This window comes from Pseudarcicella hirudinis (genome assembly GCF_900115665.1).
Classification (GTDB): Bacteria; Bacteroidota; Bacteroidia; order Cytophagales; family Spirosomataceae; genus Pseudarcicella; species Pseudarcicella hirudinis.
In genome coordinates this window covers 300,377-319,465 of the sequence record NZ_FOXH01000004.1, presented here as the reverse complement: position 1 = coordinate 319,465, position 19,089 = coordinate 300,377, and the positions used below count along the sequence as shown (strand labels likewise).

General features: G+C 38.7%; 30 protein-coding genes. All 30 read right to left on the bottom strand.

The window, feature by feature from the left end:
* The 30 genes from BM179_RS09500 to BM179_RS09355 all read right to left on the bottom strand — a co-directional run bounded on the left by BM179_RS09500 (position 1) and on the right by BM179_RS09355 (position 19,077).
* A complete protein-coding gene (locus BM179_RS09500) occupies positions 1–363 on the bottom strand; it encodes a hypothetical protein (protein ID WP_092015827.1) in 363 nt (120 codons plus the stop codon).
* Positions 360–545: a hypothetical protein gene (locus tag BM179_RS09495; protein ID WP_092015824.1), complete on the bottom strand. Its 186-nt coding sequence runs from the start codon at positions 543–545 to the stop codon at positions 360–362. The genes BM179_RS09500 and BM179_RS09495 overlap by 4 nt, the downstream gene beginning before the upstream one ends.
* Positions 542–976 carry a hypothetical protein gene (locus tag BM179_RS09490; protein ID WP_143095195.1) on the bottom strand — a complete coding sequence of 145 codons (435 nt, stop codon included), beginning with the start codon at positions 974–976 and terminating at the stop codon, positions 542–544. Before BM179_RS09490 ends, BM179_RS09495 begins: the two co-directional genes overlap by 4 nt.
* A complete protein-coding gene (locus tag BM179_RS09485; RefSeq protein ID WP_143095194.1) occupies positions 885–1,283 on the bottom strand; it encodes a hypothetical protein in 399 nt (132 codons plus the stop codon). Before BM179_RS09485 ends, BM179_RS09490 begins: the two co-directional genes overlap by 92 nt.
* Positions 1,283–1,504: a hypothetical protein gene (locus BM179_RS09480; protein WP_092015815.1), complete on the bottom strand. Its 222-nt coding sequence runs from the start codon at positions 1,502–1,504 to the stop codon at positions 1,283–1,285. The genes BM179_RS09485 and BM179_RS09480 overlap by 1 nt, the downstream gene beginning before the upstream one ends.
* A 12-nt stretch (positions 1,505–1,516) precedes the next feature.
* Positions 1,517–2,284: a hypothetical protein gene (locus tag BM179_RS09475; RefSeq protein ID WP_092015811.1), complete on the bottom strand. Its 768-nt coding sequence runs from the start codon at positions 2,282–2,284 to the stop codon at positions 1,517–1,519.
* Positions 2,285–2,680 (bottom strand): hypothetical protein, encoded by a 396-nt coding sequence (locus BM179_RS09470; protein WP_092015808.1) that lies wholly within the window; start codon positions 2,678–2,680, stop codon positions 2,285–2,287.
* A gap of 19 nt (positions 2,681–2,699) precedes the next feature.
* Positions 2,700–3,287 carry a hypothetical protein gene (locus BM179_RS09465; RefSeq protein ID WP_092015805.1) on the bottom strand — a complete coding sequence of 196 codons (588 nt, stop codon included), beginning with the start codon at positions 3,285–3,287 and terminating at the stop codon, positions 2,700–2,702.
* A 12-nt stretch (positions 3,288–3,299) separates the two neighbouring features.
* On the bottom strand, positions 3,300–4,019 hold the full coding sequence (locus BM179_RS09460; RefSeq protein WP_092015801.1) for a lysozyme family protein: 720 nt from the start codon (positions 4,017–4,019) through the stop codon (positions 3,300–3,302).
* Between the two features lie 125 nt (positions 4,020–4,144).
* Entirely contained in the window at positions 4,145–4,285 is a 141-nt protein-coding gene (locus BM179_RS25260) for a hypothetical protein (RefSeq protein ID WP_177219352.1), read from the bottom strand.
* Entirely contained in the window at positions 4,282–4,761 is a 480-nt protein-coding gene (locus BM179_RS09455) for a hypothetical protein (RefSeq protein WP_092015799.1), read from the bottom strand. The genes BM179_RS25260 and BM179_RS09455 overlap by 4 nt, the downstream gene beginning before the upstream one ends.
* Positions 4,758–5,438 (bottom strand): lytic transglycosylase domain-containing protein, encoded by a 681-nt coding sequence (locus BM179_RS09450; protein WP_092015796.1) that lies wholly within the window; start codon positions 5,436–5,438, stop codon positions 4,758–4,760. Before BM179_RS09450 ends, BM179_RS09455 begins: the two co-directional genes overlap by 4 nt.
* Before the next feature lie 544 nt (positions 5,439–5,982).
* Positions 5,983–6,729, bottom strand: coding sequence for a hypothetical protein (locus tag BM179_RS09440; RefSeq protein ID WP_092015790.1), 747 nt, complete (start codon positions 6,727–6,729; stop codon positions 5,983–5,985).
* On the bottom strand, positions 6,729–6,887 hold the full coding sequence (locus tag BM179_RS25255) for a hypothetical protein (RefSeq protein ID WP_177219351.1): 159 nt from the start codon (positions 6,885–6,887) through the stop codon (positions 6,729–6,731). The genes BM179_RS09440 and BM179_RS25255 overlap by 1 nt, the downstream gene beginning before the upstream one ends.
* Before the next feature lie 4 nt (positions 6,888–6,891).
* The gene (locus BM179_RS09435; RefSeq protein ID WP_092015787.1) at positions 6,892–7,371 is read right to left on the bottom strand and encodes a hypothetical protein; all 480 of its coding nucleotides are present in this window, start codon (positions 7,369–7,371) and stop codon (positions 6,892–6,894) included.
* The gene (locus BM179_RS09430; RefSeq protein ID WP_092015784.1) at positions 7,368–8,054 is read right to left on the bottom strand and encodes an SH3 domain-containing protein; all 687 of its coding nucleotides are present in this window, start codon (positions 8,052–8,054) and stop codon (positions 7,368–7,370) included. The genes BM179_RS09435 and BM179_RS09430 overlap by 4 nt, the downstream gene beginning before the upstream one ends.
* Before the next feature lie 73 nt (positions 8,055–8,127).
* A complete protein-coding gene (locus BM179_RS09425) occupies positions 8,128–8,691 on the bottom strand; it encodes a hypothetical protein (RefSeq protein WP_092015781.1) in 564 nt (187 codons plus the stop codon).
* Between the two features lie 52 nt (positions 8,692–8,743).
* Positions 8,744–9,241, bottom strand: coding sequence for a hypothetical protein (locus BM179_RS09420; RefSeq protein ID WP_092015778.1), 498 nt, complete (start codon positions 9,239–9,241; stop codon positions 8,744–8,746).
* A 52-nt stretch (positions 9,242–9,293) separates the two neighbouring features.
* Positions 9,294–9,863: a hypothetical protein gene (locus tag BM179_RS09415; RefSeq protein ID WP_092015775.1), complete on the bottom strand. Its 570-nt coding sequence runs from the start codon at positions 9,861–9,863 to the stop codon at positions 9,294–9,296.
* Positions 9,864–10,282: 419 nt separating this feature from the next.
* Positions 10,283–10,576, bottom strand: coding sequence for a hypothetical protein (locus BM179_RS09405; protein WP_092015769.1), 294 nt, complete (start codon positions 10,574–10,576; stop codon positions 10,283–10,285).
* 2 nt (positions 10,577–10,578) lie between these two features.
* A complete protein-coding gene (locus tag BM179_RS09400; protein ID WP_092015766.1) occupies positions 10,579–11,277 on the bottom strand; it encodes a hypothetical protein in 699 nt (232 codons plus the stop codon).
* Between the two features lies 1 nt (position 11,278).
* The gene (locus BM179_RS09395; protein ID WP_092015762.1) at positions 11,279–11,923 is read right to left on the bottom strand and encodes a hypothetical protein; all 645 of its coding nucleotides are present in this window, start codon (positions 11,921–11,923) and stop codon (positions 11,279–11,281) included.
* Positions 11,920–12,309: a hypothetical protein gene (locus BM179_RS09390; RefSeq protein WP_092015759.1), complete on the bottom strand. Its 390-nt coding sequence runs from the start codon at positions 12,307–12,309 to the stop codon at positions 11,920–11,922. The genes BM179_RS09395 and BM179_RS09390 overlap by 4 nt, the downstream gene beginning before the upstream one ends.
* Before the next feature lie 2 nt (positions 12,310–12,311).
* Entirely contained in the window at positions 12,312–13,235 is a 924-nt protein-coding gene (locus tag BM179_RS09385; protein ID WP_092015756.1) for a hypothetical protein, read from the bottom strand.
* 404 nt (positions 13,236–13,639) lie between these two features.
* The gene (locus BM179_RS09380; RefSeq protein WP_092015753.1) at positions 13,640–14,449 is read right to left on the bottom strand and encodes a hypothetical protein; all 810 of its coding nucleotides are present in this window, start codon (positions 14,447–14,449) and stop codon (positions 13,640–13,642) included.
* 72 nt (positions 14,450–14,521) lie between these two features.
* On the bottom strand, positions 14,522–16,726 hold the full coding sequence (locus BM179_RS09375) for a DEAD/DEAH box helicase family protein (RefSeq protein ID WP_092015750.1): 2,205 nt from the start codon (positions 16,724–16,726) through the stop codon (positions 14,522–14,524).
* Positions 16,727–16,736: 10 nt separating this feature from the next.
* Entirely contained in the window at positions 16,737–17,132 is a 396-nt protein-coding gene (locus BM179_RS09370) for a hypothetical protein (RefSeq protein ID WP_143095193.1), read from the bottom strand.
* A 93-nt stretch (positions 17,133–17,225) separates the two neighbouring features.
* Positions 17,226–18,179: a hypothetical protein gene (locus BM179_RS09365; RefSeq protein WP_092015745.1), complete on the bottom strand. Its 954-nt coding sequence runs from the start codon at positions 18,177–18,179 to the stop codon at positions 17,226–17,228.
* A 232-nt stretch (positions 18,180–18,411) separates the two neighbouring features.
* Positions 18,412–18,726, bottom strand: coding sequence for a hypothetical protein (locus BM179_RS09360; protein ID WP_092015742.1), 315 nt, complete (start codon positions 18,724–18,726; stop codon positions 18,412–18,414).
* A gap of 18 nt (positions 18,727–18,744) precedes the next feature.
* Positions 18,745–19,077: a hypothetical protein gene (locus BM179_RS09355; RefSeq protein WP_092015740.1), complete on the bottom strand. Its 333-nt coding sequence runs from the start codon at positions 19,075–19,077 to the stop codon at positions 18,745–18,747.
* Between the last annotated feature and the right edge of the window lie 12 nt (positions 19,078–19,089).

Genomic DNA, 19,089 nt, shown 5'->3' with positions numbered 1-19,089 from the left:
TTATTGTAATGTTGAATGTATAAAAAGTAAATCCTTCCCTTGTCTGTAATACAAACCCTCTCCGGGAACATAATTCCAGCCTTCCTTAATGCTATTTGCGTCGTAGAAGCTTATCGTATTAGTGGAAACAGGCTGATTTTTTATTGCTAATGCTATAGCGGCAGTAGCCAACTGGCGATCGGTATAACTTACCAGGCTTTCACTGGTTAAATTGTCCGGCTGAATATTAGCAGTAAGGTTTTCAGGATTTGTAGCAGCTTCGTTGGTATTCTCCTCAATTCCAAGTTCGACACGGAATTTATAGATCAGAGCAGAAATCCCCCCGATCACAACTATTACGAATATGGTTTTGAGTAATTTCATTTCTTTCTAAAATAAAGGATAAGGGTAGTAATAAAACCGACTCCCAATAATGCGCTTATGATCTTAAATGTCTTAACAGATTTAGTCAGACTGGAAACCTGTTGTTTCAAAGCCCCCAATTCCTCCGAACTGTTGTCCGAAGAGCCGAATATTGCGCCGAGAATTGTCGAAAAAATGCTCATAGTTTGATCGTTATCCAGCCTTTTTGTGCTGAGAGGTTTCCGAGGTAAAATAAGCCTGCACCAATCAAAGGTGCTTTGATATACTGTAACACCAACTTAAGATTAAGCCGCTTTCTGATCTTCTTATCGTTAGCAATTATGATCCCGGCTGTCTTCATATCGTCATCGCAGATTTGAAATATTTGCGTACCGATATTTCTTGCATTCTCTAAGCTTGACTTTGAACTCAGCTTCAATAATTCAAATCTGAGTCTGAGAGAGTCAAGGGCAATCTTATTATTGATCGCCATATCGATTTGCGACTTTCTAACCAGAAATAAAGGTTCCTGAATTTCTAAACTATCTTTTCGGGCTGTAGAGTCTTGCAGGGCTTCCGTAATATTTATTCCATAAAGCGTTTCGGGCAGAATCAGGACGATCCATACTAGCATTTTCAATACTTTTTTGATCTGCAGCATCTTTCTTTTCGATTTCAGAAGTTGTATTCAAACCTTTTTCAATGGCCTCCGAAAATGATTTCTGTAAGGCTGACCGCTTACCTTGATTATCTCGTAATACCTTCGCCAGATAGTCATTCTCAGTTTGCATCGCATTAATTCGATAATCTGTTTGTCGGTAGTACATCCAGAACCCCAGGCAGGCGAGTAAAAACGCTATTGCCCCCAAACGCAAGAGTAAAAACTTCCAACGTTTGAGGGTAATTTCAGAATTGAGTTTTATGAGCAAAAGCGCAAACATTACTTAACCTGTTTCGCTGCCCGTTTTACCGCGTCGATCCGGCTAACTTTGTATTTTGTAACCGTTACGGTCTTGGTAGTCTTTCCACCACTTTTTTGAATCTCGGTAGCAACCTCACTGATCCTCTTAATTCTCTTCTGAGCAGCGGTCAAACCTGATTTTACTGCTTTCTTTTTTGCCGGTGTTGATGCTTTTTTAGGAGCCGATTTTGTCTTTTTCATAGCTGAGATATTTTATGATTTTTTTCTAAAAATTAAAAACAGGAAAATGAAAACTGCCGACAATGCGACAATGATCCAGGGGAACGGATTGCTGATTGCTGTTAAAGCGACATCCTTTCCATTTAATTTTTTCCACACAATGACACCCTTTTGCTTAAATGCCTGCCAGTATTCGACCAAGCTTGGATTCCGTTTATCCGTAACTTTCAGGCTTTTATAACCACCTTCAAGCAACTGCCTTGGCTCGGTACAATATCCAAGATAGTCGTACTTTTGTCCGGGTATTTTAGCCGCATCATACCAATTGTTTGTGACAAAATTGGAAACCAAAACTCCGTTTATTCGATAGGCGAATTCCTTACTTTGCGTAATGTCCGCTATTTCGAAAAAGAACTGCCCTTCCAAATTCGGTTCGTTCAAGAAGTTATCAGCTTTCAAAAACTTATCCACTCTGGGATTTGCTATAGTCTCAATCCCTTCATGAGACATTGTTAGAGTCAGAGCATCGAAATCACTATTGTACCGAACATCGATATAGGGTTTATTCTGTTCGTCAACCCAATGATATCCGTTTAGTTCGGCTTGGTCTATTTCCGATTTAATGTACATCGGATAATAGTTATCCGGCATACTGGAAACAGAATCAAAAATTTCGTAATGGCCTTCATATCCATTGATTTTCATTAGCTGGTCAGCCTGAATATTCAGGGCATCTCTTATTTTTAAGAGGGCGGATCTGTCTAAAGCTGAGACCTGGGATATGATACCAATATTTACCATTTATTTTTTCTTACGGAATATGAAATAGGACACAATTCCAACTACAACAAGCACAATCCCTATGATTGTTAACTTTCCGGTTTTAGCCGACTGCTCGTCTTGTAATTGTTGTTGTTGCGCAGGCGTAATCGTCGTGTTAGCAGGAATCCCGGCAGTTTCTCCGGAGTTAATTCCTAATACTCCACCGACAATTCCTCCGATGGCGATGACAAGACTTGCCCAGTCGAAAGTTCCGGTCGCACCTTTTGAGTCTGATCCGGAAGAAGTCCCAGCAGGACTTGAACCAGTAGAACCAGTAGTATCCTTTTTCTTAAAAATACCTGTGAAAAAGCCACCAATATCCTGTAATACCTTTCCGACCCGGGTCTTTCCTGTTGCGTCTTTATAAGCTCCCATTATTATTTAGGTTTAGAGGTTAATTCTTTTTCCGGGTAAACAAATAAATCACAAACCCTACGACAGCCACTGCAACTCCATACAGAAGAATCTTGTTTGAAGATGAATTTGCACTTGGAGTTCCTGTACCCGGAGTACTACCACTTCCGGCAGCACTTTTAGGAGGCTTGGTATAACCCGTGTCTCCGTTTGCATTGGCTTTCTTAATATCTTCGATCGAAGCTCCATCTTCACGCTTGTCGAATGCTGCAAAAGCTGCATCTTCTGAATCTGTGGCATCCTGACTGCTGACCCAAGCCAACATCGGTCTTGGCGTGTATTCACCTGCACCCCAACCCAGAAACCCGGTGCTACTACGGTTTTCTGAAAAGGTATTAACCTGGTAATACAGCACGTCACCTTTTACCTTCTTTTCGCCAGTCGCAGTTCCGATCAAAGAACCCTGCAAAAACTTTTTAGGCTCATTGGTCGTCCCGCTGTCTCCATACCATTGCATCATGGGTTCGTGCCAATCAGGAAAATGCGCCCCATAGTGCTCATCCTCGAACACGGTGCAGCCTGCCTTAGAAAAACAGTATATCTTAGAACCCTTAGTAATCAGAGCCATATTATTTAAAGTTTAGAGAGTTCGAGTTATTGAATCTATAAGCCCATTTGTGCCTATAAACTTATTGATGTAATCAGCCGTTGTGATTGAAATATTATTTTTCACAAAAATTACAGTATCGGCAGGTGTTAAAGCCTTTGGCACTTTGTTTGCGTTCCCCTGCCCTGCGTTATAATGGACAATGATTTTGTCCATTCTCACTCTTGTCGGATTGCCTATTCCAATGATCCCGCCCTCAGAATATTTGTCAACAAGGAAATCCATATACATGGCAGACAACCAAATATTGATCTCCGGATTTATCAAATGTTGCTTTGTTATCAGGTTAGTTGAATCTGCAGTACCGGAACATTTTGAGGGAGCGTTATCCCATTTAAGATTCAGCAGACAGTCCGCAAGACTATTTCCAAATAATTGATAAATTTTCGCTTCCTGAGAATCCGTCATAATCTTAGCCCGTTTTTTCAACCAGAAAGGAATATTACTCGCTGTTTTTGTATCCAATTGCCCGATTCCGTAAGCTTGCCCGTTGGCAGCATTCGGATTGCCTTTACTTTCGATGAAAAAAAGTGCCTCCAAAATATAGCTTTCCAAACGTGCATTTGCAGAGGAACAGGCCTCTTTAATGATCGCTCCATATGTAGTTCTGATCTGGTTCACAACCGCCAAATTACCTGGCACTTGATTTGCCGTGTAATAAGAGGATTTCAATATTTCGATTGCTAAAGGCATTTTATTAATTTCTTACAACTACAAACTTGCGATTTGATTTTAACCTACTGGATTTATAAAAAATCGAGTCTAAAATGAAATACCCTCCTAAGCCGAATAGTATTATGGAGATGGCTACAAAATATTTATTTCGTTGGTACATTTTCAAGTTGCTTTCTCATACGCTGTTCTTTAAGCGTATTTATGTTGACAAAAAATTGTAGCACCAATCCGACTACAATCAGCAAATTCACCCCGATTCCAATAATAAAAAACCACTTTTTCATACTTTTTCGACTTTTTTAAAACCCAGTCTTGTTACAATTTCAAAAAGATGACTTGGTGAAAGCTGAAAGCCCTTTAATCCATAACTTTGAATAATTCCCGCCTGAACCATTGCATTAAAACAGATTTCACTACAGAACTGACCGTTAGAATTTGTAAGGTTAAAGCCTGCAATCATTCCACCAAAAATCCCTGTCCAGTTGTATTTTTCATCCAGGCGATCAACAAAATATTTTCTCACCTTCGCTTCCTGTTCTGCCTTGGCTGGTATCTGAAAATACTGCCAGTTTTCCGGCTTGTAAACTTTATCCTTATCAGAGATGAGCATCACACCCCGTCTTTTGTCCCCGGCTGTTCCGACCGCTCCGTCTGAGAAATGGATCTCACAGTGTCCCCAGATTCCGGAACTGGCCAGACTCATCAATAAGCTCGATGCGTCCGGATGATTTATGTCAAAAGTTTCAAATCCTATCGTCATCGCTTAAACATTCCTACTAACATTATTCTAAAAGCTTTCCAGGAACCCGGTTTCAACAGTGAAAATCCCGTAAAAAAGAAAAAGCTAATCACTACAAGCCAAAGTAAAAAATTGGGTACACCCTGGATAAACTGATTTACATTTTGTCCGGATTCAGTCTGATTCAAGAACGAAGTGTCGTAATAAGGGTTAATGCTCTTTTCAAGAAAAGTCTTTAACTCAAATACCGTAACATTCCCGTCTTTATCATAATCCAGCTTATTTGCGTTGTAAGCCGCTGAACCTTTTGAATACAGGACAAAACTATTTGCCTTTTTATACGCTGCCGGGTAATGTACTAATTCATACAACTCATATCCATTATCAGGCATACCATACCTTTTAATTTGCAACGATAGATATTTCTCTACCGGGACCAACTGCTCAACAACATTCATTTTAGCAATCTGGGCAGTTGAATATCCTATTTCACTTGCAGTAGATTCTAAAAATTGTATCAAACCAGTTGCCGATGAGTCCGGAGCCTTAGCGGTTGGTATGAATCGGGACTCAGCCCACATTAATGCCATTAACCAATTCGGATTTCTGATTTTCAGATTCGTACAAACAGCCCTTAATTTCTTTTCAAATTCGGTTCTGAGGTTTGCAGGAATTTTATCTATAAAAATCAGGCTCACAGCTTTTTTTGCTTATTGTAATAAAAACTAATATGATTACTGACTAACTGTATTTCGTTCAAATTTCGATTTGTGATGTAAACACCGTGCCAGCCTTTGCCCCCTGACGTATTTCCACCCCCGGAAGGGATTCTTTTTCTGGCAAAATCCTTCAACCAATCGTCGCCAACATACATTTCTATGTGACTGTAGAACATTCTCATCTGATCGCCCTTTTGAGGAAAAACGCCTGTCCTCTGATTTCCGGAACCTCTTCTGTAAACTATTCTACTTCCTCGATTAAACCACTCTTTTACAGCGAGTGGATTTTTTATTTCGAGATCAGTCCTAACATTAATTCCAGCGTCCTGATATAACACAACCTGATAAGCACCGCACCAATAGCACCCTAGATCACATCCCGCCCTTTTTTGAATTTTATCAACCTCCAAACCTCTATTTGTGTAAATCCAAGCTTTTTGAGTGTTACTCCAGTATCTATCTTCTCTGACGGTTAGGTATTTCTGTTGTGCTTTAACGATCTTTTGCCTTAATTCTGACTCACTTAGAACTGGTTGACTGAGTGAGACAAACCGAAATAAATAAGCAATGCTCCAAATAAGAATGCTACAAATTTTACTCTTTGCCATGCTGTTAACTTATAAAAGAATTCGTGTAAAAAATCCTTGTTCGACTTTATAAATGGTAATTGGTAGCATAGAACCGATGGCGCAATAATTAGCAGGAAGATTAAAATGAATACCAGGTCGGTACTCTGTAAAAGCCGCTCAAAGACGATTCTCTGTAAATTAGAGTCGTTGAATGCGTTTACTTTTTTGGTAATCAATTCATCTTCACTTAAAAGTGAATTTGCCCGTTCAATCTTGGCTTGATAACCATAAAATGAGATCAATAGAGTAACGATCATTGAGACTAATACACCAACCTGAATGAATGGCATATACTTCGCTATGAACTGACCCAGTTTTCTTTTATTTGCAGTTGGCTGTACTTTTGGCAATTCTTCATCAAAAGTTTCGCCCTCGATTACAATTTTCGCAGCTTCATCTCTGGCAGCTTTCGCCCAATCGAGCTTCAAGTCTGTGTCCTCTTTGGTTTTTGCCTCCCTGGCAAGTGCTTCATATTGCCTGGCATCCTCTAAAAGAGAAAGCTTTCTCTTCCGGAGGTCTTCCTTTTCTGCCCTGGCAATTTCGGCTTGCTCAGCTTCTATCTCCAAAATCCGTTCAGCAGCTTCCTGTTGAGAGATTATCAGCAATTCTTTTTCAAGTTCTATTTCAGATGTTGTTTTCATTACCAGTCTAATAGTTTATAAATGCCCTTGATGATTATAGCAGCGATAATTGCCGACAAACCCAGGATAATACCGGTGTTTAATACTGACTTTTGGTCAAGACTGATCTGATTATCTGTTTTTACCGTACCGAGAATATTTCCTAACAATCCATCCATATTTTTACTGTTTTGAGTATTTCAATTCCAATGTTCTGATTCTTTTTACCAGATTATCTCTGATCGGGGATAACGGAGTATAGTAAGACACGTCTTCCAAATCCTTAGCTAACGAACCCTTGTTATTGGTATAATACAACTGATTATATCCGTTAATCAGGTAAATCAGTTGATTATCGTTATAATTCTGAATTTCCAGAATGTAATTATTAAGGGTTCCGTTCGTCAGATGCCAAGTGCTCAAATAACTTCCGAGTTTGTCAACCATTGGCTGTCCGGTTGCCCTAATCCAAGTCTTAAAAGAATCGCTTTGATCCGGGAGTGGGAGGGATGGTGAATAACTAAGAACCTCCGGAGCTGCGTTTGACTTTAACACATACTTCTTGATAAGAAGATACCCTGTGATTGCCGCTGCAGCATACCAGAAAATTTTTGATGAAAATATCTTAGTTAAGACACCCCAGATTGTATTTAGAATTTTCATGCTCTCTTCTTAAAGATTTTTCTTAGAATAACCCCTCCAACGAAACTGGCTACGATACTTACGCCTAGTCTCAACCAGTCTATTGATCCCTCTATGGGTTGAACAACCGGAATTTGAACAGTTGTATCTTTTCCCGATGCCGGATCTTTAACGGTTAATGGCTGAGTAACTACAGGCAGTTCAGGTGATTTCAGCGTGCAGTATTGAGTCGCTACATATCCAATTCCGCCCAATGCCAGATTAAATTTCAAGAATTGTCCGGAGAGAACGCCGTCGCTTTGTCCGATAATATCACCCTTGTCCAACTTTGCCATAACAGCAGAAGTAAGTGAAGGACTTTTTCTGATATTTACCTGACTTCCAGTACACCAATAGGTTTTTCCGTTTGTTGTCGGAGTTACTGCAGCACCAAATAAATTCACGTCAGCTAAATAAACATACCCGTGGGTGTATTTAGTAAGCAACTTGGAAACCGGATTGATAAGCTGAACTTTTGCAAAACTTCTACCATCTCCGCTATAGTATGTAGCTACAACTACCCCAACTTTTACACCTGTTTTGATTGTAGACAGGCTTTTTGAGAGTCTTGCAATTGCTCCATCCTTTACATACTCACCCCAAACTGTAAGATTTGCACTTGCAATTACTAGGGGATTTTTATTTGCAGCTTCAATAGTTATCATAGATGCTATAAGAAAAAGAGCCTGCCTACACTGAGTAAGCAGGCTCCTGTCTATTTAGAGGTAAAACACTTATCTACTTCCAGATGAATTTCTTCGCCACTACATAAACCACCACAGCACCAACGGCACCTAACACCCAGTTAATGGGTTTTTGAAACCATTTTTTTGCCGGAGTCGCAGTTCCCGTTCCGGTGGTAGTCGTAGAGGAATCTCCTGCTACTGTTTGCAGGATACTTTTAATCGTATCTGCATTACTTGTAGCTGTGTACGGTTTTGTCTGAAAATTTCCAGCACCGTCTGTGTACCACCCTGTCTCTGTAGCAGCTGAGGCATAAACCGCACCGTCGGTTTTGTAAACCAATGGAGGCTGGCTTGCTGTTTCAATAATGCTACGTAAAACCCCCATGTCCGATACGGCAAAACCGGCTACGCCGTTATCGTCGAATGGCAGAAATGGAGCGGAACTTCCAGCAGAGCTGTGACGTCCAAAGAGATATGGTTTCGAATTAAATACGCATAATGCAAAAGTCCAGATCGATGGATTTCCATCAGCACCAGTCCCGAAGTCAAGAGCACCAATAACTTGCCCCTGTGTGATTGCCCCTGCCGGAGCGAGATTTTTTACTACACCTGCCATTTTTGTATCAGTTTAGAGTATTTGTGTTCTATCAACTTGCCAAAACAAGCCGTTATAATGTCGATATTAAATTATTCAGAGCCTTGTTATAGACTCCATTCAATCCATTTTCATTAATCACCTTTTTAGCAATCGCAAGTTGTAAAACGATTGCCTGAGTCTGAGGGTCATCTTCGAACAATAGATTTGTAACTGGCTCTAATAAACCATCAGAGGTCAATCCAGTAGGAAAACCTGGAAGCGATGAAATTAAAACAGAAGTATTAACGATGCTTGCACCAAGTGTACTCGTAACCGTCGCTTCTGTCACAATTAGATCAACGTCAGATTGCTTAAAGGCATTTGTGAAACTTAATTGCACAGGAGTTCCTGCCAATCGAGATACAACACCCTCTTTACCTAAGATGGTTACATGAGTTCCATCTGCTGCGTATGAGGCAATCATGAAAATTCCTTTGTAACTTACTACCCCTACACGAGCTCCAACGTTTACCCCTGTATTATACAGGAGCACCGTTTCACCGTTTGTATATTGTTTTGAAAATCTCATTTCCTTTTGAAAATTATGAGGTTAAACGCCTTAATTCCACCCTGTTTAAATCTCAATAAACAGGCTTGTCCTCTTCCTTGTCAGCCTCCTTTTCCTTGTCATCATCCTCTTCCAAAACAGTTTTCGCTACGCCCTCATTGAAAATAATTTCAATAGGGTGCTCACTACCGCTTACCTGGATGGCAAGAATAGTCAGAGGAGTCAAGACAATAGGAGAGTTAAGCGTGTGCTTATCGAAATATCGGCCGTCCTCAGTTTTTCCTGTTGAAAGAATAGCATTAAGTGGAATAGATACAGGCTCCTTGAATGGATTCAATTCAGTTAAAACAAATTCTTTTACAGGATTTTGAACCTCTCCTGGATTTGCTAAAACAGTAATGCTCTCAATCTCGAAATTCCCTTTTTGAATCAGGTATGCGATTAAATCATCGATATGGGCATTTGCAACACCCTCAATTTCAAGTTTAGCCGTCAATTCAAGTTCAGCACCCCAAATAGGCTTGAATGGCTTATCTGAAATAAACTTACCCTCCGGATTAATATCTTTTGCGATGCCTGGATATAACACCAGAACACAATCCGATGTAGCTCCGGCAATTAGGAATTTCAATTTCTGTGACATAATTGTTTTGTTTTTTTGAAACCATTTCGGCTTAACAATTCATGACACAATGATAAATGAGGTTTTTAAATAAATTTTAAACGATGGGCTTTATACGGCTATTGGGCGGGCCTAAAATGCACATAGCTTATGCACGAGGAATGCACAAGCTATACTCTGAACTTGTTGTGTATGAAGCAGATAAGACTATAGTCAACATATTTTCGCTTCGGAAGGTTGTGAATATCCAATCCAAAGCGTTTTTTAATTATTTTCTCGTAAGGAGAGAGGTTTCGAATGAGGGCAGGAATATCCGCCCGTTGATGCTTTCCACGCCTTGAAGTAAAACCAAAATAGAAACAAATATCACTCAAAGTTTGCTTTGGATCAGGCCTTTGAGCTGGTCTCAATTCACTCATGTTTTATTCATTTTGGAATTTTTAAACTGCCTTATATTCAGGTTCTGGATCGCAAGAGTTTTCGTTAAGAATCTCCTGAACCTTCTCCTCTGCCAACTTTTGCAATTCAGTTTCAGTAAGTTCAGCCGATATTTTTTTTTCTGCAATTTCCCGCTGAAGCACCTGTTTTGACTCAGATGCAACATGGTCAGGTTGAGAACGCTTTCGGTTAACACCTATTTTGCCAAAAAGCCATTTTACCAAATTTTGCAATAGAATAATACCGATTATCAGCCCTAATAGCTGTATCACATTCATCCAATTAATTTTTTTCATTACTACAGAGTTTTTGAAATGCCTTTTTCCATTTTATAATCATCAATTTCGATAAAGTCTATATAGGAGTTTTCAAACTTTTCCTCACCCAGCTTTTTTATATAAATTTTATCGTCAACCGTATCAAGCAGCCTGGTTGCATACTTTTTCTTTTCAGGCAGGCTTTTATTCTCCGTCCTGCAATCCTGTATAATATGCGAAATAAGCACGTTCTCCCGGCAAGAACTTTTTACCGGCAAAGAGTCAAGTGTCTGCTTGATTACCATCATATCTGATGCCCGAATGAGTGAAGGAGCCGTTTCGTTAATCGTATGGAATTGAAACATAATCTCCAATCTTTCATTCTTTGCCTTACCACACAAAGTCAACAACACGTCAGGAATATTACCACGGAAAATTGCCGTTACATCGTCGAATATTATCACTGCATTCTTAATCTTGAAGCACTTTTCAATAAACAACCTCCAGTCAGTGGTTTGAACCCGAACCGAAGCTTTTTTGGGAAGAACATAATCCAAATCCTTAATATCTATGATTTGAATCCCGTGGTAGGTTGAATTATTAAAAGTGTGATCGAAAATTATTGTCCGTTTCGGGTTTACCTCACGTTTTCGGAAGTATTCTGCAATTTTTAAGGCTTCGAAACTCTTTCCAGTATCCTTTTTTCCGCCTATCCACCATACATTTCCCTTCGGGTTCATATCAAATAAAAGATTTTGTTTTGCGGATGATGTTTTTACCGATTACAGAGAAAACGCCATAATTTTTGCCAACCAACACCGAAAATTCGCTTGCAACCATCATCAACATCATTTTTTCAATACTTAATTCCTGTAGCTTTCCGGCATTCATTTTTCGCTGTAAATCGTATTTTACGGCCTTTTTCAAGATTCTTTCATTTGCTGCAGTATCGGAAGGCTGAGTTTCCTCAAGCTTCTTTTTAATCTCACATCTTTCGAGGATTTCCTTTATTTCCGGTGTTTCCGGACCACCTTCTGCCTGGTGTTGTCTGAGCTTGTCGTAATCCTCTGGACTAACGACTAATTCCGAAAGCCCACCTTTGCCCAAACCCAGATATAAGTGAAATTTGGTCATTAGCAATTTCGTAAGCAACTCTGCACGGGTTTCCAAATCTTCATCGGAATACCGGGGTTGATATGTACTTTCTGGCTTTGGCAGAAACTCGAATCGTTCAGCGGGTGGCGTATTCCCCTCAACCCCAACATCAGAATACGGGGTTCCCCGATGGGGTAAAGCCTCTTCGACCGCCTCCGGAATCTCGCTAAAGCTAAACAGCCCTTCTGTTTTGTCCTCTATGTTTTTTAACAAATTGCCGTAGTCGATCATTTTAATATGTGTTTAATAAGCGGAGTACCGATCTTTCCAATAGTTTTATAAAACAACTTTTTAATGGGACTCCAGATTCGGTATTTTAAAACAAGTTTCCAGGTAATTCGATGTTCAAACTCTACCATCTTTTTCTCCCAGTACTTGTTTAACTCGGAATGATGAACAAAACCCCAATCTTTCACATGTTGAAACGTTGCATTCAGGTTATTTATCCGGTAATTTTCGATTTCTGTGAGATTTCGATGCTTTTGTTCCAACATCTCAACTTTTTCGAAAAAAGCGGCTGCCCTGGTTGCATCGCAATCTTTGAAGAATACCTCATCTGGCCTGTTTGTCACGATTTCCCCTAAAAGATTGATTTCAACTACTGCTAAAACTTTCATATTTAGTCATTAAAGAGATGCCAAAACCCTGTTGGAAAACAACCGCGGATGATTTCCGTTTTATTGATTCTAACCATTTTTGACCATATAGGCCTCTCAGTGAAGTTTACGAAATCCTCAATCACCTTTGAAGTACCCTTCCGTAATTCAATGAAACTCTCTTTAATTTCTCTTGATTGTGACTCCCTTTCAGAAAACGCCCTGATTTCCGCATCTTTTTTGGAAATCTCAGCTTTCAAGATTTCAGAAAACTTCGCTTCTACTTCTATTTCCCTCGACGTTGTTAAATATCGATCTTCCTGAAATCCGTTTGTTTTCAAGGATTCCCGTACGATCTCACTTTCGATTTCCGAATAATTTATAATAAGAGACGATGAAGCCTCAATCTGGCCTTCGTTAATCTCTGGATTCTTAAATACAGGATTTCCGTGGTTTTCTGAGTTCTTTTGAAGGATTCCAGCTCTTAACAAATCGATCAGGAAGTCATCCCAAGCCATTGTGTCAGGAGAAGTTTCGAATAATTTCCGGATTTCCCGTAAATCTGAGGATTCGGCGGGTATTTCAATAATCTCAGAATCTGGATCAGATTTTTTGGATTTCCAACGCTGATTGACAAAATCCGTTAAAATGCTACCGGAAATTACCTCGATTCCCACATCTTTCTGATGTGAAAAATTATTTAAGGCATGAGCAACGTCTAAGCCTACAAGACTTTGAATTGTATAGGTTCTTTCTTCGAGGATTTCCGGCTCAGGAATGGAAATCTCGACTGGTTCCGGAAAAAAATACTCCGTTAAGGCTTCCCGGATTACTCCTGCTTTGCCGTCTTCATACTCCTCAGCTTCTTTGTTAATCTTTTCAAGAAGTTTCTGGCTGACTTTTGGAGAGGTTGTATTGTGGATTCCGTTGTTTCTGCTCTTTTTCATCGGATTTCGTTGGATTTCGTGACTATTGACAAAATGAGAATAAGGGCGTATCTTAGCATCAACATTCGACCTTTGTACTACTGATACCACCCTCTTTTTCCTTGAAACAAAGCTAGCTGAACGGATTTCCATTCACAATAGGCACACAGTTTCCGGGAGGTTCACAGTAAGTTCACGGTAACTTGGCAGCAAATGATCGGATATTCATTAACACAAATAGCAAATTGCTACTCAACCAAAGTCTCTACATTCAAATTTCACGCTCAAAACAGCGGACTATCTCAACGACTTCCTAAAATCTTGAATTATCGTGCGGTGATTTATCCTCATGAGGCAGTTATAATCATGCAGTTTTTAGGTGAGTGCCCAAAGCTGGCAAGACTGGCAGGAGTGAGAATATTGGCTTAATTATCCAGTAACTCGTTGAAGTTTGAAATAAAAATCTTATGGGCTTCGTTTGCCCCTTCAATGGCAGCAAGTAGTTTTGCTCGCAACTGATAATAATCAAACAGATTATCTGTTGAAATCTGAATAGTATCGTGGAAAATCGATAAAAGTACCCTCTCAGAATTCCCGTTATTTATGTAACGGCTCAGAAATATTCCCCAGTTTTTAGACGGTTTTGAGTTAAGGGCAAATGGCAGCGTTATCATTTCATTGAAATAGCTGATTTCCGTGAGAATTAAGCCTTTCAAGTGGATTTCCTGAAAGACTTCCGTTGCATAAAATTCTTTTTCAAAATCCTGCATCAAAGGCTCAACATACTTCTTGTAATTTAAAGTACATATCAAGTCTTCATAATTCTGCTCAAACATGGCTTCTGACGAGAAATCGAGGTAAAATCTTGTGGAAATCCAATCCGGCATTGATAATGAACGATTTCCTGAAACTATGACAGGAATAATTTTTGATAATTGCCCCTTTTTCACGGAAATCCTTGAAAAAATATCACCTGAATAGGTTTCAATGATTTTCTGTTCAGAGAGATATTTATATGAAGGATTCAAAAGCATTATGATGAAATCAAACGATTCAACTATTCTTCGTTGCGTTTCCAACAGAATTGTGGCAGGTACATTTTTTAGGATTTCCCGGCTGACTTTGAAATTTTCGTAATTCAGGATCTTTTCCAACTTTTCAGCGAAATCCACGATTTCCGTCGAATCTATTGCATAAGAGATTAGAATTTGCCTTTGTTTGGATAATGCTTTCATAAATGGCTAAAAGATAACAGCCTTTAAATTACTAAAAAACGGACTTCAGTAATGGAAGTCCGTAGTAATATTTCACTTTCCAAACCAATCATCCCAACCTTTCCATTCTTTAAATGATCTATCTGGAGTCTTATATAATTCATTTGGAAATGGAGGCACATCCTGATATTTGTTTTCAACGTATTTTCTATATCGGCTTGAATTAATAATCCCATTGGGTACTAAATTTTCCTGAACCCATGATTTTGCCGTTTCAAAATCCCATTTTTCAAAGGTTTCCCGTCCAAAAAAATCAGGCCAACTTTTAAAACCCTTAATTTTATCAGGTGACCGAGGAAGCCCCTTCGGCATTTTTGGAGCATTTTCATAAAGACCATTAAGATAATCAAACCATTTATTGAAAGTTGTAACTCCAGCAGGCACTAAATTATCCTGAACCCAAGATTTTGACGTTTCATAATCCCAATAAAAAGCCTTTTCCCTTCCGAACCAGTCATCCCAACCCCTAAATTCCTTATAGGATGGTGGATGAGAGAATATCATCTTTGGTAATTCGGGAATGTCAGGAAACTTGCCCGCCCTATATTCCGCCCATTTAGACTGTCTATCTATTCCCAGTGGTACCAAATTATCTTGTACCCATGATTTTGCGGTTTGGTAATCCCATTTTTTTGTTCCCAAAAAGTCTGGAAATCCACTCCAACCTTGCGACTTGTAAGGAACAGCAGGTTGTTTGGGAATGTCACCAGGTAATGGTGGTAGTTCAGGGTAAAGCCCTTCTACATAATCTCTCCATTTAATAATCGTATCAATACCATTTGGTACTAAGTTCTCCCGAACCCATTGCTGGGCATCGGTATAGGATCGATAGTATAAACTTCTGATATTAGTCCACACCTTTACATTTATATCATCTAACAATTCCTCAAAATTTAATGAAATTGAGGAGTTGTCATGAATAACCATTTCCCCCTGATTGGGCATATTTTCAGCACGACCTCTTTGTCTCTGACGGAAATAGGCAGCCAATTGTTCATCTTGACCCGCCAATACCGATAATGTCCTTCGTAAATTCTTAACATTATCGTGATCCAAGTCCACCGTATCTCCGACCAAGCAGGGAATCAGAATATACCCAAACTCTTTGCCCGGAGATACCCGCCATGCCCTCCCAGCTGCTTGTACTATGTCAGTAGCAGAATGCCTTTCGTCTGCAAAGCAAACGGCATCTACAGCAGGAATGTCAAAACCTTCGTTTAAAAGCCGGGCATTCGTAATTAATGCAATTCCAGCTTTAGAATATTTTCTAACGACTTTCTCCCTGGTTAATGCGTTGTCAGTGGAATTAAGGTGAAAAGTTTTAAGTTTAATGCCCATTTTACTGGCAACCTGAGCAATGACCAACTCAAAGTGTTTGGCTTTGTTAATATTCGAATGGTAAGAAATAACTTTTTTAAGGTTATTCTTATTGATCGCCTTGCACACGGATACAGCGATGCTTACAATCCTTAAGTGTTCCTCATCAAAATAATTGGAAGAATCCTTGAAAACTATATTCTCATAATACATTGACCTAACCTGTTCGTTTGAACAGTATAAAGTCATAACCTTGTAATCTGAAATAATACCTGCTGATATGGCCTCACGAATAGTCAGATTATAGAATTCTGAACCGTAAACCCTTTCATCATCCATTGATTTTACAAACTGGTTGTCACCCAATCCAGCTAAAACCTTTGGAGTTGCAGTCATGAATAAACGCTTTCTTATCTTAATGTCATTATTATTCAGAAGCAATTGAAAGAGGGCCTTATCAACTCCGGCGGTGTGGTGGGCTTCGTCAAAAATTGCCAAATCAAAGGTGAACTTTGTTTTTTTTGAGGCATTTACCATCCCTTTGCTACTATGATACGTCGTAAAAATGACGATATTTTCTTTTTGATTTTTTTTTAGAAAGTTGATTATGTCATCTTCATTGGTTGTTACTTCAACCTCGAAGAGTTTCCCCAACTTCTTATCACTGCCTAAAACCAAAATTTTGAAATCATTTCTTAGTTCTTTGAAATCACTCAACCAAGTTTCAACCGTTTGGGCTTCAAGATGTAAATTTGGGAAAGCAATAATTAGACTTTTTGCTTCCAATTCCTGAGCTAACCACAGTCCAGTAAGTGTTTTACCGGAACCGCATGGCATTATCATTTTTCCTCTGGCATTTTTCGAGAAATATTCAACGCCTTTTGCGATTGCTTTTTGTTGGTATGGAAACGGTTTTTTCATTCTTTTAACCTTAATTTTCCTGTGATACAAAAGGAACAATTGCTTTTTCTAAGTCCTGGCCCTCATTTAAATTCCAGAATTTTGCAATTTCCGCCTGAAGAACAAATACCTGTGATGAAGTCAGGTTTCTAATTTTTTCAATTGCTATTGCTGAATCGGCTCCATGCCTGCTAAACGTTCCGTCTAACTCTTCCGCCTCCTGACAGTGTGAGCAAAAGATATTTGCACTTGCCTGAAATTGTGGTGTTAACATTAGACCATTTTGCATATCGAACAATGCAATGATCTCACCTCTGGTAAACAGCCCCTTTAATTCAAAAAGAGTATGTTTATAGACATAGAAGAATCCCTCAACAAATTCTTGTGTATTTTTTGTCTGGGAATTTTGTTCGTTAATTCCTTTCATGAAATTAACAATTGACTCGTCAACCGCAATTGTCAAAGTTTTAATCATAATAAATAAAATTTATGGGGCTTTAAGTTAAAGCCCCGGTTTATATTAATCTTCAGAATCTTCCGGGTAATCATTGAGATAATAGCATAATTTCACTTCAGTGGAAGAGGGCAGCTTGACCGTGGTTGTTACATAATCACAATGGCTCACTTCACCGTACTCATCCTCAAATCTCACTCTTTCTAACGCTGCATTTCCAAACTTCTTCCGTTCTGCTCTAAGAGCCTCTATTTGAGCCAGAGTTGCGTTATTAATCTCCCATGATTTTTTGGCTTCATCATTGTTGGTGTAAATGACTTGCCATTTTTCAAGAAGTGGAAAATTTAATTTTAAATATTCCGACTCAGCTAACGAAATCCAATTCATATCTTCTTCAATCCTCGCTTTTAATAGATCAGACCCATTTTGTAAGGCCCAATTTTTCATAGCTAACTTGGCGGTGTCTAAAGTTATTTTTTCCTCTAATGCTATTTTCTCAGCCTCTTCTTTTTCAGATATTTTTTCGGAAATTAACTCGGATAAACGAGGTAAATACCCCTCGAATTTCAAGTACTCACCCGCTGAAATATTAGTATCTACCCTGATCGTATCCTTCTGGATAGTCACAAATACTATATCAGGGAACTCATAAAACCGAATATCTTCTAATTTGAAATCATTCTTTAAACCTTCCAATTCTTTCACCATTTTTATTTCAAATTTCTTGAATTCTTCATCAAAATTGGCTTTATCAACCCTCTTTTGATGAATGTCTTGCAAACATTCAATTGCTTGATCTTTACCAATGGCATCTAAACTATAACGCAATTGAAACTCCATCTTTTCTCTTCTAAAATGGGAGTCAGACAAGATAATTTGCCTTATCTCATCTGGTACTTCTAACCACTCCTCAGAAGTGAATTTCAACCGAACATCTTTCAGAACGAAATTACCTTTATTAATTTCTTCAACCTGTTTTCTTTCACTTACTACAAATTCTAAAATAATTTGATTTTCCATTTTTTTTGTTTGCGGAATACGTCCACGGCTTTATTTTATATGAAATGGCATTTTATACGTCAATTAGGCATGCCTTATCTAATTGACAGACCAAATGTTTGAAATATATTTGACATTTACAAATATATTTCAAAATATTTTCAAAATATATTTAAATATGCCTTTTTCAATCATTTAAGGCACTTTTAGAATAAAGAAAGGGAACATGAAATATTCAAGTTCCCTTTCTTATTTACTCTTTTGTTTGCCAATTGATTGTTAAAAACGCATAACCCTTACATGCCATAACTATCAAATCATCTTTAGTCAGTAAATCTTCACTTTCTATATTATCCTGATTATAATTACTTATAGGCTCTATGCACTCGCCAGATGGATTAACATAATCCTCGTTCAGTACCCAAACACCTAAACCACCCTTTGCTACCTCGTCATCTTCTACCCAAGTATGAATCTCCTTATCCTTATTAATACGTTGAAATTCCGGATTGCTGATTATTGCAAGCAATTCAGACCAAGTCATTCCTTTTTTGTCATTCTTTTCCATTAGATAGATTGGTTAAAATTATTGTAAAGTTCTCAGTAAAAGAAAATGAAATTTTTGAGTAGTAAAGTCTGAAACCTTGTTTTTGTACATAGTCTTGATAACTTTTTCGAAGTATTCGACATTGCACCCGGCATCAATCGCAGTCATCCAGTTATTTACCTGGCTAAGGTATAATACTCTAACAGACTGAATAATGGCTGCTTTCTTCAATACACCGTTTTCATGTATTTCAACTGCTCGCCCTTCATAATATTTATCCGGGTTGTAAAGCCTGAATGTAGTGAAATATTCACAATCCAGCTTATGATTCCAGTTCTTTGAAAAGCTTATTTTTTCAGGTTTATTATCCATAACCGGTATTGT

Excerpts from the sequence above, each read along its gene's own strand:
- BM179_RS09500 (WP_092015827.1), bottom strand. The coding sequence starts at position 363 with ATGAAATTACTCAAAACCATATTCGTAATAGTTGTGATCGGGGGGATT.
- BM179_RS09495 (WP_092015824.1), bottom strand. The coding sequence starts at position 545 with ATGAGCATTTTTTCGACAATTCTCGGCGCAATATTCGGCTCTTCGGAC.
- BM179_RS09490 (WP_143095195.1), bottom strand. The coding sequence starts at position 976 with ATGCTAGTATGGATCGTCCTGATTCTGCCCGAAACGCTTTATGGAATA.
- BM179_RS09485 (WP_143095194.1), bottom strand. The coding sequence starts at position 1,283 with ATGTTTGCGCTTTTGCTCATAAAACTCAATTCTGAAATTACCCTCAAA.
- BM179_RS09480 (WP_092015815.1), bottom strand. The coding sequence starts at position 1,504 with ATGAAAAAGACAAAATCGGCTCCTAAAAAAGCATCAACACCGGCAAAA.
- BM179_RS09475 (WP_092015811.1), bottom strand. The coding sequence starts at position 2,284 with ATGGTAAATATTGGTATCATATCCCAGGTCTCAGCTTTAGACAGATCC.
- BM179_RS09470 (WP_092015808.1), bottom strand. The coding sequence starts at position 2,680 with ATGGGAGCTTATAAAGACGCAACAGGAAAGACCCGGGTCGGAAAGGTA.
- BM179_RS09465 (WP_092015805.1), bottom strand. The coding sequence starts at position 3,287 with ATGGCTCTGATTACTAAGGGTTCTAAGATATACTGTTTTTCTAAGGCA.
- BM179_RS09460 (WP_092015801.1), bottom strand. The coding sequence starts at position 4,019 with ATGCCTTTAGCAATCGAAATATTGAAATCCTCTTATTACACGGCAAAT.
- BM179_RS25260 (WP_177219352.1), bottom strand. The coding sequence starts at position 4,285 with ATGAAAAAGTGGTTTTTTATTATTGGAATCGGGGTGAATTTGCTGATT.
- BM179_RS09455 (WP_092015799.1), bottom strand. The coding sequence starts at position 4,761 with ATGACGATAGGATTTGAAACTTTTGACATAAATCATCCGGACGCATCG.
- BM179_RS09440 (WP_092015790.1), bottom strand. The coding sequence starts at position 6,729 with ATGAAAACAACATCTGAAATAGAACTTGAAAAAGAATTGCTGATAATC.
- BM179_RS25255 (WP_177219351.1), bottom strand. The coding sequence starts at position 6,887 with ATGGATGGATTGTTAGGAAATATTCTCGGTACGGTAAAAACAGATAAT.
- BM179_RS09435 (WP_092015787.1), bottom strand. The coding sequence starts at position 7,371 with ATGAAAATTCTAAATACAATCTGGGGTGTCTTAACTAAGATATTTTCA.
- BM179_RS09430 (WP_092015784.1), bottom strand. The coding sequence starts at position 8,054 with ATGATAACTATTGAAGCTGCAAATAAAAATCCCCTAGTAATTGCAAGT.
- BM179_RS09425 (WP_092015781.1), bottom strand. The coding sequence starts at position 8,691 with ATGGCAGGTGTAGTAAAAAATCTCGCTCCGGCAGGGGCAATCACACAG.
- BM179_RS09420 (WP_092015778.1), bottom strand. The coding sequence starts at position 9,241 with ATGAGATTTTCAAAACAATATACAAACGGTGAAACGGTGCTCCTGTAT.
- BM179_RS09415 (WP_092015775.1), bottom strand. The coding sequence starts at position 9,863 with ATGTCACAGAAATTGAAATTCCTAATTGCCGGAGCTACATCGGATTGT.
- BM179_RS09405 (WP_092015769.1), bottom strand. The coding sequence starts at position 10,576 with ATGAAAAAAATTAATTGGATGAATGTGATACAGCTATTAGGGCTGATA.
- BM179_RS09400 (WP_092015766.1), bottom strand. The coding sequence starts at position 11,277 with ATGAACCCGAAGGGAAATGTATGGTGGATAGGCGGAAAAAAGGATACT.
- BM179_RS09395 (WP_092015762.1), bottom strand. The coding sequence starts at position 11,923 with ATGATCGACTACGGCAATTTGTTAAAAAACATAGAGGACAAAACAGAA.
- BM179_RS09390 (WP_092015759.1), bottom strand. The coding sequence starts at position 12,309 with ATGAAAGTTTTAGCAGTAGTTGAAATCAATCTTTTAGGGGAAATCGTG.
- BM179_RS09385 (WP_092015756.1), bottom strand. The coding sequence starts at position 13,235 with ATGAAAAAGAGCAGAAACAACGGAATCCACAATACAACCTCTCCAAAA.
- BM179_RS09380 (WP_092015753.1), bottom strand. The coding sequence starts at position 14,449 with ATGAAAGCATTATCCAAACAAAGGCAAATTCTAATCTCTTATGCAATA.
- BM179_RS09375 (WP_092015750.1), bottom strand. The coding sequence starts at position 16,726 with ATGAAAAAACCGTTTCCATACCAACAAAAAGCAATCGCAAAAGGCGTT.
- BM179_RS09370 (WP_143095193.1), bottom strand. The coding sequence starts at position 17,132 with ATGAAAGGAATTAACGAACAAAATTCCCAGACAAAAAATACACAAGAA.
- BM179_RS09365 (WP_092015745.1), bottom strand. The coding sequence starts at position 18,179 with ATGGAAAATCAAATTATTTTAGAATTTGTAGTAAGTGAAAGAAAACAG.
- BM179_RS09360 (WP_092015742.1), bottom strand. The coding sequence starts at position 18,726 with ATGGAAAAGAATGACAAAAAAGGAATGACTTGGTCTGAATTGCTTGCA.
- BM179_RS09355 (WP_092015740.1), bottom strand. The coding sequence starts at position 19,077 with ATGGATAATAAACCTGAAAAAATAAGCTTTTCAAAGAACTGGAATCAT.